This is a genomic window from Microbacterium altimontanum, assembly GCF_058349865.2.
Genome location: NZ_JBYRJB020000005.1, coordinates 434,488 through 450,170, shown reverse-complemented (window position 1 = coordinate 450,170; position 15,683 = coordinate 434,488). Strand labels below are relative to the sequence as shown.

The following is a 15,683-nucleotide window of genomic DNA, read 5'->3' as shown; positions in this document are numbered from 1 at the left end:
CATATCAGACTGACCACGCGTCACCAGACACGCCGCATCCCGTGACCGATCGAGCGAACGACGAAGCGCCGCCCGGCCGCCAGCCCCGGCGGCGCTTCACCCTGCCCACTTGACAAAACTCACCACATATCAGGCGAGGAAGTCCTCGAGCTGCACTGTCGTCGGGTAGGACGGCTGGGCCCCCGCCACGGTGGCGGCCAGAGCAGCGGCGCCATTCGCTCGGTGAGCGGCGTCCTCGAACGTCCGACCTGCGACGAGACCGGCGGCGAACGCGCCCAGGAAGGCGTCGCCGCACCCGGTGGTGTCGACCGCGATCACGCGGTGCCCGGGGATGCGTGTGACCGCGTCCCGTTCGGCGACGACCACTCCCCCAGCTCCCAGCGTGACGATCAGGACAGCCACGCCGAGGCGCGACAGCGCGCTCCGGATGTCGTCGTCGGATGCGCCGCCGCCCGAGATCGCGGCAAGCTCACCGGCGTTGACGACGAGCACGTCCGTCCATGCCAGTGTCACTGCGTCGAACGACGCCACGGGAGAGGCGTTCACGATCACCGTGGCGCCGGCCCCGTGGGCGCGCTGGGCGGCCGCTGCCACGACGGCCTGCGGAGGTTCGCAGCACAGCGTGACGACATCATCGCTCGAGAGCTCCACCGTCTCGAGGTCGCGGGGAGAGAGGAGGTCGTTCGCTCCGGCGGACAGGACAATGGTGTTCTCCGAGGCGTCATCGACGCAGATGAACGCGGATCCGGTGGGAGTTCCGGTACAGATCCGCACGCCGGTCACATCGACGCCGGCATCGCCGAGGGCACTCAGTGCGAGCCGCCCATGCTCATCGTCGCCGACGCATCCCACGAAGCGGGCGGACGCCCCCAGCCGTGCGGCCGCCGCCGCCTGGTTCGCGCTCTTCCCGCCCGCGGCCTCCGCCACGCTGTGCGCGTGCAGCGTCTCTCCTGGCGCGACGAGATGCGGTACGCGGAAGATGACGTCGACGTTCGCTGATCCGATGGCGACGACGCTCCCCACGATCAGTGCGGTTCCCGCTCGATCGCCTCGGCGATCGACGAGCCGGCAAGGGCCGGAACGCCGATTCCCGCGAGGCGCGCATCCAGGGTGATCTCGGCGGGGATCCACCCGCCGCCGAACAGCGCCGCTGCCGCCGCACCCGCGAGCGCCGCGAGCGTCGTGCCGTTGCGGCCCGTCCCCGCCGTCCCCGCCAGCAGCGCCTCGGCGCTGTCCGCCACACTGACGTGTGCGAGGAGCACCGCCAGCGTCTCGGGCGCGGCGACAGGGTAGCTGTAGATCCAGTCGCACACCTCCCGACCGAGAGCCACGGCGAGACCGAACGGATCGCCGTGCTCCTCGGCGGTCTGCAGAGCGGTGCCCGTCAGCCGCCGACTCCAGCTGCCCGATGGCAGCGCGGCCGCCGCCGCCCGGGCGGCATCGCCTCCCGACGCACCGGCCATCAGCGCCCGGAACAGCACGACGGTGGCATCCGCCGCCCACACGCCGTCGAGGTCGTGCGTGGCATGGGCGTCGGCGGCCGCGAGTGCGCGAGCGGTCTGCTCATCCTCGTGCAACACTGCCGCAGCCAACGCCCGCACCATGGCCAGGTCGTCGAAATAGTGGGGGTTGTCATGCCCGGACTGGGGAGGCCGGAGGCCACGGCGCATGTTGTCGAGCGCGATCGCAGTGCCGGGACGACGACGACCCTGCGGACCGCCCGCCAGGGCGATCCATCCGTCGGTGACGACCGCAGCGTCTCCCGACGCGATCAGCCCCGCACTGAAGGCGAACCACTCGGCGTTCTCGCCGGCGCCCTGCAGAAGCTGCGGCGGCGAGGAGTGCGCGTACGGGCGCGTCGGAGTGGTCTGGTCGTGCTCCCTGTCGAAAGCGTGCAGCACCTCCATCCGAGCGAACCGCTTCGGGGGAAGGGCATGGATGCGGAAGTCGAGATTCGCCGGGTGAAGGCACTCGCCGGCGACGAGTCCGCGGACGATGTCGGTGTTCATCGGTTCTGCTCCCGGAGGTCGATCAGCGCGTCGGCGGCTTCGAGCGGATGGATGCCGGCGGTCGACCGGATGCACGATCCTTCGACCGGCCGCAGAGCCTCGACCCAGTCGGCCGGGATGGCGTCGATGCCCGAGATGGCGCCGGCGACGCATCCGGCCATCGCGGCGATGGTGTCGGCATCGCGTCCGAGGTTCACGGCGAACAGGACGCTCGCGCGGAAGTCGCCGTCTCCGGCGAGGACCGCGGCCATGGCGAGCCCCACTGCCTCCGGCGCGAGATCTGCCCAGTAGTAGTCGTCGACGGCGAGCCGGTCGTGCAGCGCGATCGCGAGGCGCCCGGGATCCGGCTCCGCATCGACCAGCTCGCGCCCCGCCACGAGGTTCCGCGCCGTCCACGAATCGGCGGGGATCGCCGCGAGCGCCGCCGCGTACGCCTCCCGTGCCGTTGCGCCAGACATGGCGGCCGCCACCGCGACCGCCACCACGACGCCGGCGTGGATGCCCTCGCCGCTGTGGCTGACCTCGCCGTCGGCCACCGCGAGACGCGTCGCGACCGCGGTGTCGCCGTCCGACACGATGCCCAGCGGAGCGACGCGCATCGCGAGCCCGTCGCTCCACGCGTGGATGTGATCGCCGGACTGGGGCGGGCGCACACCGCGTCGCAGGTTGTCGATCGCGGCCATCTCGCTGAAGCCCCCGCCGGCGAAGTTGTCGAGCTGGGGAAGCACGTCCTCGATCCACGTCTGCGCGAAGTCGTCGGCCGTCGCCCCCACACCGACCCGGTGGATCGTGCGGGCCGTCAGCAGCGCGTACTCGGTGTCGTCGCTGCCCGCAGGCGGCCACTGCAGATACCCCTCGACCCGGCCGTAGCGGTCCTGGATCTCCTGCGCCGACAGTCCCTCGACGGGGCGACCGATCGCGTCGCCGATCGCCAGCCCGGCCATCGACCCCCTCGCCCGATCACGGGCGGACATCGTGCTCATTATTCCTCCTTGCCGACGGCCAGCGCCGTCGTCCGACGTGCGAGTTCCGAGATCGCGACCCCGTCGAGCCCGGGAAGGCTGGTCGCGATGCGGTCGCGCAGCGGCGCCGTCCACTCGTGTGGCAGCGCCCGAGCGCCCGCCATGGCACCGCACACCCCGCCGACGGTGGCCCCGACCGAGTCGGTGTCCCACCCCGCCATGACAGCAAGCGGCGCAGCCTGCTCGAGTCTTCCGCGACCGCGGGTCAGTGCCCAGGCGATCGTCGCGGCGTTGTTGATGACGTGCACCCAGTGCATGCCTGCGTACCGAGCGGCGAGCGCGGCGAGGTCGTCGTCCAGGGTTCCCCCGCCGCGCCCGAGACGGCGGCCGAAGTCGATGGCGTCGGCGAGGGCGCTGGATGCCGGGACGACCGATGAGGCGGCGTCGAGCACGGTCTCGACGTCGGTGCACACGACCGCCGCCGCCGCGAGCGCCGCCGCCCACAGTTCGCCGTAGACGCCGTTTCCGGTGTGGCTCAGTCGAGCGTCTTCATGAGCCATCCGTGCCGCCGCCTGCGGGTCGCCGGGTGAGACCCATCCGAAGACGTCTCCTCGGATGAGCGCACCGATCCACTCGCGGAACGGATTGCGCACCCGCGCACAGCGATCGGGGTCGATCCCCTCCAACAGGTTGCGATAGGCGACGCGCTCCGCGGTGAAGACCCGGCCTGCCGGAAGCTCCGCGAGCCAGGCCTCCGCCACGTCGTCGACCGTGAATCCTCGTCCACGGCGCTCGACGAGCGCGAGGTTGAGCAGTGGATAGTTGAGGTCGTCGTCCTCGGGCATCCCGTCGATGTTCTCGACGAGGGAGGTCGGAGCGCTGCGCCGGTTCCACGGCCAGCGCGCGAGCACGTCCGCCGGGACGCCGTCGGCGCTGAAGTAGTAGCCGAGGGGCCATCGCCCGGCGGCTGCGAGAAGCTCACGGATCCCCTCCGGGGGGATCTTCTCGACCGGCTTGCCGAGGAGGCACCCCGCAGACCGACCGAGCCACGCACCGTGGATGCGGTCCCCGAGGTCGCCTGGCACGGGCGGGAGGGCGACGGATGCGGGGGCGGCCGCGAGGATGTCGTCAATCCGCTCCGGACGACGCGGGTCCGCGGGAGTCGGAAGGGCGTCGAGCTCGTCGAGCAGTCGCGCTGCGATCATCCGCCGGTCGTCGGGCGCTCGTTGCGGGGACGCCCCGTTCCGGGGGACCTCCAGCTCGCCGCCGGCGCCGACCCACGACGCGGCGATGGCGTCGACATCCCGCCCCTCGTCGCGCGAAGCGACGATCTCCTGCGCGACGAGATCTTCCGGCTGCGACCAGCTCAGCCTCATGAACCGATCCCGGCGAGCGCATCGAGACGCTCGAGGCGGAGCCGCGCACGACGCACGTCGTCGCGCACGATCTCCTCTGCGGCGTCTGCGAGCATCGTCGCGTAGTGGTCGAAGTCGATCCGGCTTCCCTGCGCCACGCCGCGGGCCCACTCCTGCGGGACCGCCTCCGCCCCGCCGAGCGCTGCCGCGATCGCTCCCGCCATTGTGGCGATGGAGTCGCTGTCGCGGCCGTAGTTCACGGCACCGAGCACTGACTCGCGGAATCGGCCCTGATGTGCCACGAGGAACCCGAGCGCGACGGGGAGCTCCTCGATCGACTTCGTCCGCGAGGGGCGGCGGGCATCGGCATCCGGTTCGCGGTAGGCGGCACCCACCGTGTCGAACGGGATCACCGCCTCGCGCAGGGCCGCTGCGAGAGCGCGGGGCTCCGCGTCGGCGTTCTGCCGCGCCGCCGCGACCACGGCCTCGATCGCCGTGCCTGTGCCGTCCCGCGCGAGGTCGAGCGCCGCCGCCACGACGGACTCGGCGTCCGCTCCCGGCGTGAGGGCCGCCGCGACGGCTGCCGCGAAGACACCGGCCGCCTCCCGCCCGTAGCTGGACTGGTGCGCACCGGCGAGGTCGATCGCCTCGGCATACGCCGCCGCCGGATCTGTGGCGTTGACGATCCCGACCGGCGCCATGTACATCGTCGCCCCGCAGTTCACGGTGTTGCCCACGCCGGCCTCGCGCGGATCGATGTGCCCGTACTTCAACCGCAGCACGAGCCACTTCTCGGCGAGGAAGATGCGCTGCAGCAGCACCGTCTCCCGCTCGAGCTCCGGGATCCACCGCACCTGCTCCATGAGCAGCGGCACGAGGTCCTCGGCGAGGTCGAAGGCGTCGAGATGACGTCGGCGCTTCGCGTACACCTGAACGAGCGCCTGAGTCATCAGGGTGTCGTCGGTGACGTGGCCATCGCCCTTGTGGTAGGGGCTGATGGGCTTGCGCGTCTGCCAGTCGGCGAAGAACGGCGGGACGATGCCGTCCACGCGTCCGCCGTAGCGCTCCTCGATGGCCTCGGGGGTGAAACCCTCAGTGGCACCGCCCAGGGCGTCTCCCACGGCGGCTCCCATCAGGACGGCGGCCGTTCGCTCGCGCAACCAGTTCACTGCTCTCTCGCTCTCGCATCGTTCGATCGGGGATGTGGCCGGCGCCGTCGTCGACGCCGGCCACCGGCCTCACTGGTTGGTGTTCGCCCAGCCGTCCTCCAGTTCCTTCGCCAGCTGATCGGTGTTGATCTGGCCCGCAAGGAACTTCTGGTACGCGGGGTTGGCCACCGTGCTCTTCCAGCTCTCGTACTTGGTGAAGGTGTTCCACTGCGGGTTCACGAGGTTCTTGCCGGATGCCAGCACCTCCGCCCAGCCGTTCTTCCCCTCCGTGAGCTTCGCGGCAGCGTCCTGAGCCGATGTCGTCGCCGGGATCTCGCCGTCGGCGATGTTGATCTTCGCGAGGTTCTCGGGCGACTGATAGAACTCGACGAACGCCGCGGCAGCGGGGACGTTCTTCGACGACTTCGTGATCGACAGCGTGATCGGGGCGGACATCTGCTGCGATCCTTCACTGCCCTCGAGGGCGGGGAGCACGATCCAGTGGAACCCCTGCGGAGCCTGCGTCTCGATGTTCGCGATCTGGTACGAGCCGGCCACCGTCATCGCGGCCTTTCCGCCGTAGAAGGTGGGAAGCGCCTCCGACGTCGACTGGGTGACGCTCGTCTTGTCGACGTAGCCCGCGTCGATCATCGACTTGACGCGGGTCGGCACCTGCAGTTCTGCCTCCCCGATCGACGCCTTCGCCTGGCTCTCGTCGGCGCTGGTGAAGAACTTCGCACCGAATCCGAGCCCGAAGCTCGCGAACACCGAGGTCGGGCTGCCGAGGCCCCACGCGAGACCCTTCACACCGTCCTTCGTCGTCGCCTTCGCGATGTCCTGGAACTCATCCCACGTCATCGTGTCGCCGGTCGGGATCGTGACCCCCGCCTTCTCGAGAAGATCCTTGTTGGCGAAGACGACGTAGCTCTGCTGCTCCGTGGGCACGGCGAGGAGCTTGCCATCCTTCTGCAGCCCCTCGCGCACACTGTCGGGGATGTCCGAGACCATCTCGGCGGGCAGCAGCGAGCCGAGGTCGGCAAGATAATCCGCGAAGCGGAGGGTGCTGCCGGGCGAATCGTTCTGCACCACATCGGCGGCGACACCGCCGGCATACTGCACCTGCAGCTTCTGCTGGAGGCTGTCGGCGGGCGCCACCTGAAGCGTCACGTCGACGTCGGGGTACTTCTTCTCGAAGTCCGCCACGATCTGCTTGGTCGCCTCGATCGCGGCAGGCTGGTTGTTGAAGTACTCATACGTGATCTTTCCGGTCGGCTGACCGGAGGCGTTCGTCGACGGGGTCGTCGAGCCTCCGCCGGAGCACCCGGCGAGAGCTGCAATGCTGACGACGGCGACGGCGCCGGCCAGGATGGGACGCATTCTCATGATCCTGATTCCCTTCTGATGTGATTGCGATGGTGGGGTACTGAAGCCGGTCTCAGCCTTTGACCGCGCCGGCGAGCATGCCGCCCGTCAGCCGTTTCTGCAGGATGGCGAAGAAGATGATGCTCGGGATGCTCGCCAGGAGCGCGCCGGCCGCCAGCGGCCCGATCAGGCTGATGCCCTGTCCGTTGACGAACGTGCTGAGAGCCACGGACAGGGTGTACTTGTCGCTGCTCTGCAGCAGGACGAGCGCGAAGAAGAACTCGTTGTACGCCGACACGAAGGTGAAGATGGCCGTCGCGATCAGCCCGGGCCGCAGCAGCGGCAGAACCACGCTCGCCAGCACCCGCATCCTCCCGGCCCCGTCGATCGCCGCGGCCTCCTCGATGTCGATGGGTATGCCCGCGACGTAACCCTGCAGCATCCACAGCGCGAACGGCAGCGAGTAGACGACGTAGACGATGCCCAGTCCGCCGAGGGAGTCGAACAGTCCCATCGAGCGCAGGATGAAGAACATCGGGATGATGATGATCGGGACCGGGATGATCTGGCTGACGAGGATCCAGCCGACTCCGGCAGCGCGGATCTTTCCGCGGTAGCGCGCCATGACGTAGGCGCCGGGCACCGACACCAGCACCACCACGATCGTCGTCGCGACCGACACCACGATGCTGTTCACGGCCGCCTGGACCAGCCCTTGGGACTGGAGCGCCTGCACGAAGTTGTCGAATGTCGGCTCGGTCGGGATCAGATGAACGGCGAGCGAGTTGAGCTCGCGGTCGCTCTTGAAGGAGGTCGAGATGAGCCAGACGAACGGGAAGCCCAAGAAGATGATGAACAGGGCGAGCGCGACGTACTGGAAGACGCGAGTGAGAACGGGTGTCCGGTTCACTTCTTCACCACCAGACGTCGCAGCCGGGTCAGCTGCGACAGCAGCAGGATCACGACCAGCACGAGCAGGATCACGAACGTCATCGCTGCCGCGACGCCGGTGTTCCCGTTGTGGAACGCCTCGTCATACACGAACAGCATGGGCAGAAGCGTGCGTCCGCCCGGTCCTCCCCCGGTGAGCACGTAGACGATGCCGAACGAGTTGAAGTTCCAGATCGCGCTGAGGGTCGCGATCGAGACGATGACGGGGCGCAGTCCGGGCAGCGTCACGTGAACGAAGCGCGCCCACGCGCCGGCGCCGTCCACGGTGGCCGCCTCCATCAGCTCCGCAGGGATCTGCTGAAGCCCGGCGAGCATCGTGATGGTGTTCTGAGGGATGCCGGTCCACACCGCGACGAGGATCACGGCGGGAAGCGCGAGAGCGAAGTCACCCAGCCAGTTGATGCTGTCCGGACCTCCCAGCGCGGCGATGAGCCAGTTCAGCGGCCCGTTCGTGGGCGAGTAGATCATCTTCCACATGATCGCCACGACGACCGGCGGCATGGCCCACGGGATGATCGCCAGGACGCGGGCGATCCCACCGAAGCGGATGTTCGTGTTCAGGAGGAGTGCCAGGCAGAGCCCCAACACCACCTGGAGGACCGTGACGCTGATGGTCCAGATCGCGCCGATGCCGAAGGAGTGCCAGAACGGGGCATCGCGGAAGACCTTTCCGAAATTGTCGAGGCCGACGAACGTCGGCACCTCCGTGCTGGCCAACTGGGAGTCGGTGAAGGCGTAGCCGAGCCCGATGAGGATCGGCAGCACACTCAGCGCGACGATGGGGATGAGCGACGGAAGGACGAGGGCGGCGGCCTCGTTCCGTCGAGCGGCGGACAGTCTGCGCTGCCGAGGGCCGAGCACAGGAGAAGGTGCGAGCGTCGTCATGATGCAAGGATCCCGGCGGTGCTCAGCGTCGTGGAGCGCCGCACGACGAGGCGAGGTTCGACGCTGAGGAGGCGGGCCGGGCGTTGCGGCTCCGCGAAGCGCTGCAAGAGCAGCTCTGCGGCGAGCCGGCCACGCTCGGCTGCGTGGAGCGAGACGCTCGTCAGGCTCGGGTTGTACACGGCGGCGATCTCCGTGTCGTCCACGCCGGTGAACATCACGTCGTCGGGGATGCGCAGACCCGCGTCGGTGGCGGCGTTCATCGCACCGATCGCGATGAGGTCGTTCGCGGCGATCACGGCGTCCGGCCGGTCGACCGGCCGTCGGCGGTGCCAGCCGGTGAACAGATCGGCCGCCGCCGCTCGCGCCGCCGCCACGGTGAAGTCGTCGGCGAGCACCTGCCGGCAACGGTCAGCGTCGAGCCCCATCGTCCGCACGGCACGGTAGAAGCCCCGTTCTCGAGACGACCCGGGATTCGTGTCGAGGGGCCCATTGAGGAAGACCAGATTGCGGCGGCCCAGAGCGGTGACGTGACCGACGGCCATGCCGATGCCCTTCGCCGAGTCGACGTGGACGACGTCGACGGGTGCGTCTTCGCCGAGCGAGCCGATCACGACGACCGGGATTGGCGAGCTCGTGATGGCCCGGCGCAAGCGGTCGTTGACACGTATCGGGGAGATGATGATGCCGTCGGCGGCTGACGCCGCATGCCGCACGAGTTCCACCGCCTGATCGTTGCTGCCGGTGGAGGTGACGCTGACGGACGGACCGCCGTGCCCCATCGCTCCTTCGATGGCCCGGAGCATCGCGACGTAGTTCGGGTTCCCGATGTCATCGACGGCGAATGTGATGCGGCGAGGGGCGCCGGTGCGCAGCGCGCGCGCCGTGGCGTCGGGGAAGTACCCGAGATCGCGGGCGGCCGTACGGACCTTCGCCACCGTCCGAGGGCTGGCCACACCGCCGGAGAGCGCTCGGGAGGCCGACGCGATCGACACGCCCGCCGCCGCGGCGACCTGGTGAAGTGTCGGTCTTGCCATGTCATCTCCTCGTCGAGCATCGGTGGAAACGTTTACAGTTCGGAGCCGCACGTCCCCTCAGGTGCGGATACGGTAGCGACCTCGGTCTCCGCCGTCAACCACGCGCGCGATCGAGCAGAAGGCGCGCCCGACCGACCATCGCAGCATCCACCATCTGACCGTCGGCGAGCCGCGTCACTCCTCCGCCCGGCTCGACGACGGAGATGACTTCCCGCGCCCAGGCGACCTCGGCGTCCGACGAGCGGAACACGGCGGCGATCGGCGCGATCTGCGACGGGTGGATCGCCATCCGCCCGACGAGGCCCTGTTCCCGTCCGCGGCGCGTGTCCGAGACGAGCCCGTCGACGTCGGCGATCGCGGGATACGCGGAGAGCATGGGCGGGGCGATCCCGGCGGCGCCGGCGGCGTAGACGGCGGCGAGGCGGGCGTGCTCGATGACCGGCTCGCCTCCGCCGAGCTGACTGCGCAGGTCGCTCTCGCCCAGTGCGATCTCGGTGACGGCAGGATGCGCCGCGATGGCGGCGGCGCAGAGCACCGCTCCCGCCGATTCGAGCAGTGCTGTGACAGGACGCCCCGGGGCCAAGGCCGCTGCCGCGTCCACGTCGTGGACCCCCTCCACCTTCGGCAGGCGCAGCCCGACAGTGGGGGGAAGCCCTGCCACGGCTCGCAGGTCGTCGAGATCGCCGGCGTTCACCCTGATCTGGATCGTCACGCCGTCCGTCGGATCGTGGCTCGCCGCCCATGCGCACGCAGCGGTCCTCGCTGCGGTCTTCGCATCGGCGGCCACAGCGTCCTCCAGGTCGATGACGACGAGGTCGGCGCCGCTGGCGGCGGCCTTCGCGAAACGGTCCGGCCGGTCCCCTGGCACGTACAGACCCGCGACGCGCAGCGTCATATCGTCCCCGCTTCCCGGAGCGCCGCCAGTTGGGCATCGTCGTATCCCACGCCACGCAGGACGGCGTCGGTGTCCTGCCCGTGCTGCCGGCCGGCCCAGCGGATCCCGCCGGGCGTCCGCGACATCCGGAACAGCACGTTCTGCATCGCGACAGGGCCGAGTTCCTCATCGTCGACGTGCACCACGGTGCCGAGCGCGCGATACTGCGGGTCGTCCATCACTCCCCGCACGTCGTAGACCGGCGAGATGGCGGCATTGGCCTCTTCGAACGCGGTGATGACCTCATCGGCGTCTCGTTCGCCGATCCACTCCTGCACGGCATCGTCGAGTTCGTCAGCGTGAAGGGCGCGATCGTGGCCGGTCGCGAACCATTCGTGCTCGACCACATCGGAACGGCCCACCAGCCGCATGACCCGCTCGGCGATCGACTGCGAGCTCGTCGACACGGCGAGCCAGACGCCGTCCCGCGACCGATAGACGTTGCGCGGCGCGTTGTTGACGGAACGATTGCCGACGCGGGGCTGAACCACCCCGAGCTGGTCCCAGGCGGTGATCTGGCCGCCCAGCATCATCAGGATCGGCTCGATGATCGCCATGTCGATGACCTGGCCGCGCCCGTCGCGCTCTGCCCCGCGCAGTCCGACCATGATGGCGTAGGCGGTGGCGAGCGCGGCGATCCCGTCCGCGAGGCCGAAGGGCGGCAGCGTGGGCGGACCGTCGGGCGCGCCGGTCAATGCTGCGAAGCCGCTCATCGCTTCGGCGAGGCTGCCGAACCCGGGCCGTGCGGAGTACGGACCGAACTGTCCGAAGGCAGTGACCCGCGCGAGGATCAGGCGCGGGTTCACATCGAAGAGGCGGTCGGGGCCGAGGCCCCATCGCTCCAGGGTGCCCGGCCGGAAGTTCTCGATCATCACGTCGGCCTCGGCTACGAGTCGCAGGAGGACCTCGGCTCCCTCCGGGCGGGAGAGGTCGATCGTCACGTCGCGCTTGTTGCGCCCGAGGGTCTTCCACCACAGGCTCGCTCCGTGCTTCTGCGGCCCGTGGCCGCGAGCGGCATCCGGCCTGCGCGGGTGCTCGACCTTGATCACATCCGCACCGTAATCGCCCAGGAACGTCGCCGCGAGCGGTCCGGCGAAGAGCGTCGACACGTCGAGCACACGCACGCCGGCGAGTGCGGCGGGAGTGGAAGACGTTGCAGTGTTCTCCTGTTGCTGCCCGTTCACCGGCTCATGATAGCCACACGGCGTTCGGCGCCTCGGGTTCGCCGGAGACGAGGCCACGCAGCCAGTCCCGGGCCTCGACGAACACGTCGTCGGCATACCGGTCGGGATAGTGCACGATCGCGCGGTCGGCGCGGGGGTACGAGCCGAGGAACACGACCTTCGGGCTGAACCGGCGCAGGCCGAGCAGCGCATCGGCCATCCGCTCGTCGCGCACATGTCCGTCGGCGTCGATCACGAAGCGGTACCGACCGAGCTCGTCGCCGATGGGCCGCGACGCCAACAGCGACAGGTTGATGCCGCGCGTCGCGAACTGCTCCAGCATGTCGAGCAGCGCGCCGGGGTGGTCGTCGGGCAGCTCGACGATGAGCGATGTCTTGTCGGCTCCCGTCGGCTCGGGCGGCGCCACGGTGCGCGAGACGAGCACGAACCGGGTGACCGCCTTGGGGTTGTCGCCGATGTTCTCGGCCAGCAGGGCGAGGTCGTGGTGCTGCACGATGGCCGGTGGAGCGATCGCCGCATCCGCGCTCGTGGTCCCGTCGAGCATCTCGAGCGCCGCGGCCACATTGCTCGACGCCGGCAGATGCGCGTGCGCGGGGAGGTTCTCGCCCAGCCACTGCAGGCACTGCCCGTACGCGACGGGATGCGCGGCCACGAGGTTCACGTCCTCGAGGGCTGTGCCGGGCGGCGCGACGAGCACGAACTGCACGGGGACGAGATACTCGCCGATGATGCGCAGGCCCGGCATCGTCGCGAGGGCGTCCTGCGTGGTGGTGACCCCGCCGTCGACCGAGTTCTCGATCGCGATCATCGCCGCATCCGACCGCCCCTCGATCACGTCGGCGAGCGCCTCGGGCACGTTGCGCACGGTGCGCCAGCTCTGCCCGCGGGCCTCGGGGACCTGCGCGAGAGCAGCCTCCGTGAACGTCCCTGCCGGCCCGAGATAGCTGTACGTGCGGCGTTCGGGCGATGCGGGGGGCTGCGTCATCCGATCAGCCTACCGATGCGCTCACGCCTGGTTCGGGGCAGACTGGACAGATGAGCCGTGCAGGAACGCCCGCCCAGGAGTCAGACCTCATCGACATCGACGAGGTCATCAACGCCTACTACGACCTCAAGCCCGACGCCGACAACACTGCGCAGCGCGTCGTGTTCGGCACGAGCGGCCACCGCGGCTCGTCCCTGAACCGCAGCTTCAACGAAGACCACATCCTCGCGACGACGCAGGCGATCGTCGACTACCGCAACGCGCAGGGCATCGCGGGGCCGCTCTTCCTCGGCCGGGACACCCACGGCCTGTCGCGGCCGGCGGAGCGGACGGCGATCGAGGTGCTCGTCGCGAACGGCGTCGATGTGTACGTCGACTCCCGCAACTCGTGGGTGCCGACTCCCGCGCTCAGCCACGCGATCCTCACGGCGAACCGCGGGCGGGATGCCGATGACCCGGCGCGCGCCGACGGCATCGTCGTGACGCCCAGTCACAACCCTCCGGCCGACGGCGGCTTCAAGTACAACCCGCCGAACGGGGGACCCGCCGACACCGACGCGACCGGATGGATCGCCGACCGCGCGAACGCGCTGATCGCCGCGGGCCTCGACGAGGTCAAGCGGACGCGGCTCGCCGACATCGACACGGACACGCTCGGCCGTTACGACTTCCGCGAGCGATACGTCGCCGACCTCGGCACGATCATCGACATCGAGGCGATCCGCAGGGCCGGCGTGCGCATCGGCGCCGACCCGCTGGGCGGCGCGTCCGTCGAGTACTGGGCCCTCATCGCTGAGATGTACGAGCTCGACCTCACCGTCGTGAACCCGGAGGTCGACCCGACGTGGCGGTTCATGACGCTCGACTGGGACGAGAAGATCCGGATGGATCCGTCGTCGCCGTCGGCCGTGGCGGCGCTCGTGGCCGCTCGCTCCGAGTACGACATCCTCACCGGCAACGACGCGGATGCCGATCGGCACGGCATCGTGACGCCGGACGCGGGGCTGATGAATCCGAACCACTACCTCGCCGTGGCGATCGACTACCTCTACTCGCACCGGCCGGAGTGGCCGGCCGGCGCCGCCGTCGGGAAGACGCTCGTGTCGTCAATGATCATCGACAAGGTGGCAGCCCAGCTCGGCCGCGACCTGCTCGAGGTGCCCGTCGGCTTCAAGTGGTTCGTGCCGGGCCTCCTCGACGGTTCCGTCGCATTCGGCGGCGAGGAGTCGGCGGGAGCGTCGTTCCTGCGCAGCGACGGCAGCGTGTGGACGACCGACAAGGACGGCATCCTCCTCTGCCTGCTGGCCAGTGAGATCCTCGCGGTCACCGGCAAGACGCCGTCGCAGCGGTATGCGGAGCTGGAGGCCCAGTTCGGCGCGTCGGCCTACCAGCGGGTGGACGCCCCGGCGACTCCCGAGCAGAAGGCAAAGCTCGGACGGCTCTCCCCCGACGATGTGACCGCGACGACGCTCGCCGGCGAGGAGATCACGGCGAAGCTCTCACATGCGCCGGGCAACGGCGCGCCGATCGGCGGTCTCAAGGTGCAGACGGAGCACGCCTGGTTCGCCGCTCGGCCCTCGGGCACGGAGGACGTCTACAAGCTCTACGCGGAGTCGCTGCGCGGCCCCGAGCACCTCGCGCAGGTGCAGGAAGAGGCACGCGCGGTCGTCGACGCGGCGCTCGAGGGCTGAACCGCCCTCCCGATCGAGCCGGTCGAGCCGGTCGAAGCAGTCGAGCACCGAACCGCTGAACCGCTCTACCAGCCGAGCTCGCCGGCCTCCAGCCGTGCGAGGAGTGCGGCGATCCACTCGCGCTCCGCGCGCAGCTGATCCGCCTCGTATTCGGCTTCGATGATCAGCACCGGCGGAAGATCGCCGACCTCCGCCAGATCGGCGGCCACCACGGCGAGGTCCGCCTCGAGCGTGGCGAGCCGGGCCCGGAGCGCGAGAATCGCTTCGCCGCGCTCGAGGATGCCGATGAACGACAGCGCCGCCACCGTGATCGTGCGGTCCGGCTGCGGCACTGCCAGCAGCGTGGTGACGCGACGGCGGACCTCCGCGCGCCCGGCGTCGGTCAGCGCGAAGACCGTGCGCTCGGGCCGTCCGCCCGCCTGCTCGGAGCCGATCGCCTCGATCAGGTGCGCCGCCTGCAGCTTCTGCACGGCGTGGTAGATGCTGCGCGGAGCGCCCACCACGAAGTCCTTGCGGGTCTCGACGACGAAGCGATGGATGTCGTACGGATGGCGCGGCCCGCGGGTAAGCAGCGCCAGCACCGTGAGACCGGGCAGATCACGCTCGTCACGCGTGAGCTGTCGGGCGGTCTCGGTCACGCGCCGAGTCTACGGCTTGACAACGAATAGTGCAGTCTGCATTAATAATTAGTGCAACTTGCCATAAGGAGACATCATGACGACGACAACCACCGTTCCGTCAGGAGTGCGGGAGGCGCTCGACCGCATCCGGCAGGCGTGGGACGCCGGCGACGCCCAGGCCTATGCCGCCGAGTTCACCGCAGACGCGAGCTACGTGATCTTCGCGGGGATCATCAGCCTGGGGCGGGAGCAGATCCGTCGCGATCACGTTCCCGTGTTCGAGCGGTGGCAGCGCGGTTCACGGATGGCCATGCAGATCCTCGACGCGCGCATGCTCGGCGACGACGTCGCCGTCGTGCTCACCGAGGGCGGCCTGTACAAGGGTGAGGCCGTCCGCGTGCGGCACGACAAGGTGCAGACCTTCGTGATGGTGCGGGACGGCGACGTCTGGCGCTGCGCCGCGTTCCAGAACACGAAGCGCAACCGGATCATGGCGGCCGTCAACGCCCGGGAGATGAAGCGGCTCGCGCGCTGACGTCGGCGCGGGCGAGAGGCGCGGCCAC

Annotated in this window: 15 protein-coding genes; 2 read left to right on the top strand and 13 right to left on the bottom strand. The window is 69.7% G+C overall.

Going from position 1 to position 15,683, the window contains the following annotated elements; genetic code table 11:
* Positions 1–129: 129 nt before the first annotated feature.
* From AC3RX1_RS11550 to pheA, 12 genes are all read right to left on the bottom strand, one after another.
* The gene (locus tag AC3RX1_RS11550) at positions 130–1,023 is read right to left on the bottom strand and encodes a ribokinase (protein ID WP_491501378.1); all 894 of its coding nucleotides are present in this window, start codon (positions 1,021–1,023) and stop codon (positions 130–132) included.
* A gap of 2 nt (positions 1,024–1,025) precedes the next feature.
* Entirely contained in the window at positions 1,026–2,009 is a 984-nt protein-coding gene (locus AC3RX1_RS11545; protein ID WP_491501377.1) for an ADP-ribosylglycohydrolase family protein, read from the bottom strand.
* Positions 2,006–2,992 carry an ADP-ribosylglycohydrolase family protein gene (locus tag AC3RX1_RS11540; RefSeq protein ID WP_491501376.1) on the bottom strand — a complete coding sequence of 329 codons (987 nt, stop codon included), beginning with the start codon at positions 2,990–2,992 and terminating at the stop codon, positions 2,006–2,008. The genes AC3RX1_RS11545 and AC3RX1_RS11540 overlap by 4 nt, the downstream gene beginning before the upstream one ends.
* Entirely contained in the window at positions 2,992–4,347 is a 1,356-nt protein-coding gene (locus AC3RX1_RS11535) for an ADP-ribosylglycohydrolase family protein (RefSeq protein ID WP_491501375.1), read from the bottom strand. The genes AC3RX1_RS11540 and AC3RX1_RS11535 overlap by 1 nt, the downstream gene beginning before the upstream one ends.
* A complete protein-coding gene (locus tag AC3RX1_RS11530; RefSeq protein WP_491501374.1) occupies positions 4,344–5,495 on the bottom strand; it encodes an ADP-ribosylglycohydrolase family protein in 1,152 nt (383 codons plus the stop codon). The genes AC3RX1_RS11535 and AC3RX1_RS11530 overlap by 4 nt, the downstream gene beginning before the upstream one ends.
* Positions 5,496–5,564: 69 nt before the next feature.
* Positions 5,565–6,851: an ABC transporter substrate-binding protein gene (locus tag AC3RX1_RS11525; RefSeq protein WP_491501373.1), complete on the bottom strand. Its 1,287-nt coding sequence runs from the start codon at positions 6,849–6,851 to the stop codon at positions 5,565–5,567.
* Positions 6,852–6,909: 58 nt separating this feature from the next.
* Positions 6,910–7,746 (bottom strand): carbohydrate ABC transporter permease, encoded by an 837-nt coding sequence (locus tag AC3RX1_RS11520; protein ID WP_491501372.1) that lies wholly within the window; start codon positions 7,744–7,746, stop codon positions 6,910–6,912.
* Positions 7,743–8,672, bottom strand: coding sequence for a carbohydrate ABC transporter permease (locus AC3RX1_RS11515; RefSeq protein WP_491501371.1), 930 nt, complete (start codon positions 8,670–8,672; stop codon positions 7,743–7,745). Before AC3RX1_RS11515 ends, AC3RX1_RS11520 begins: the two co-directional genes overlap by 4 nt.
* Entirely contained in the window at positions 8,669–9,706 is a 1,038-nt protein-coding gene (locus AC3RX1_RS11510; RefSeq protein WP_491501370.1) for a LacI family DNA-binding transcriptional regulator, read from the bottom strand. The genes AC3RX1_RS11515 and AC3RX1_RS11510 overlap by 4 nt, the downstream gene beginning before the upstream one ends.
* Positions 9,707–9,800: 94 nt before the next feature.
* Positions 9,801–10,601, bottom strand: a complete 801-nt coding sequence (locus tag AC3RX1_RS11505; RefSeq protein WP_491501369.1) for an HpcH/HpaI aldolase/citrate lyase family protein — start codon at positions 10,599–10,601, stop codon at positions 9,801–9,803.
* On the bottom strand, positions 10,598–11,824 hold the full coding sequence (locus AC3RX1_RS11500; protein WP_491501368.1) for a CaiB/BaiF CoA transferase family protein: 1,227 nt from the start codon (positions 11,822–11,824) through the stop codon (positions 10,598–10,600). The genes AC3RX1_RS11505 and AC3RX1_RS11500 overlap by 4 nt, the downstream gene beginning before the upstream one ends.
* 4 nt (positions 11,825–11,828) lie before the next feature.
* The gene (gene pheA / locus AC3RX1_RS11495; RefSeq protein WP_491501367.1) at positions 11,829–12,809 is read right to left on the bottom strand and encodes a prephenate dehydratase; all 981 of its coding nucleotides are present in this window, start codon (positions 12,807–12,809) and stop codon (positions 11,829–11,831) included.
* Between the two features lie 50 nt (positions 12,810–12,859).
* On the opposite strand from pheA, the gene pgm reads away from it, so the two are divergent.
* Entirely contained in the window at positions 12,860–14,500 is a 1,641-nt protein-coding gene (gene pgm, locus AC3RX1_RS11490; RefSeq protein ID WP_491501366.1) for a phosphoglucomutase (alpha-D-glucose-1,6-bisphosphate-dependent), read from the top strand.
* A 65-nt stretch (positions 14,501–14,565) separates the two neighbouring features.
* Here the strand turns inward: pgm and AC3RX1_RS11485 are convergent, their stop codons facing one another.
* A complete protein-coding gene (locus tag AC3RX1_RS11485) occupies positions 14,566–15,138 on the bottom strand; it encodes a PadR family transcriptional regulator (RefSeq protein WP_491501365.1) in 573 nt (190 codons plus the stop codon).
* A gap of 76 nt (positions 15,139–15,214) precedes the next feature.
* On the opposite strand from AC3RX1_RS11485, the gene AC3RX1_RS11480 reads away from it, so the two are divergent.
* Positions 15,215–15,655 (top strand): SgcJ/EcaC family oxidoreductase, encoded by a 441-nt coding sequence (locus AC3RX1_RS11480; RefSeq protein WP_491501364.1) that lies wholly within the window; start codon positions 15,215–15,217, stop codon positions 15,653–15,655.
* Positions 15,656–15,683: the final 28 nt, after the last annotated feature.

Coding starts and splice junctions, on each gene's coding strand:
- AC3RX1_RS11545 (WP_491501377.1), bottom strand. CDS start 2,009: ATGAACACCGACATCGTCCGCGGACTCGTCGCCGGCGAGTGCCTTCAC.
- AC3RX1_RS11540 (WP_491501376.1), bottom strand. CDS start 2,992: ATGAGCACGATGTCCGCCCGTGATCGGGCGAGGGGGTCGATGGCCGGG.
- AC3RX1_RS11535 (WP_491501375.1), bottom strand. CDS start 4,347: ATGAGGCTGAGCTGGTCGCAGCCGGAAGATCTCGTCGCGCAGGAGATC.
- AC3RX1_RS11525 (WP_491501373.1), bottom strand. CDS start 6,851: ATGCGTCCCATCCTGGCCGGCGCCGTCGCCGTCGTCAGCATTGCAGCT.
- AC3RX1_RS11515 (WP_491501371.1), bottom strand. CDS start 8,672: ATGACGACGCTCGCACCTTCTCCTGTGCTCGGCCCTCGGCAGCGCAGA.
- AC3RX1_RS11510 (WP_491501370.1), bottom strand. CDS start 9,706: ATGGCAAGACCGACACTTCACCAGGTCGCCGCGGCGGCGGGCGTGTCG.
- AC3RX1_RS11505 (WP_491501369.1), bottom strand. CDS start 10,601: ATGACGCTGCGCGTCGCGGGTCTGTACGTGCCAGGGGACCGGCCGGAC.
- pheA (WP_491501367.1), bottom strand. CDS start 12,809: ATGACGCAGCCCCCCGCATCGCCCGAACGCCGCACGTACAGCTATCTC.
- pgm (WP_491501366.1), top strand. CDS start 12,860: ATGAGCCGTGCAGGAACGCCCGCCCAGGAGTCAGACCTCATCGACATC.
- AC3RX1_RS11480 (WP_491501364.1), top strand. CDS start 15,215: ATGACGACGACAACCACCGTTCCGTCAGGAGTGCGGGAGGCGCTCGAC.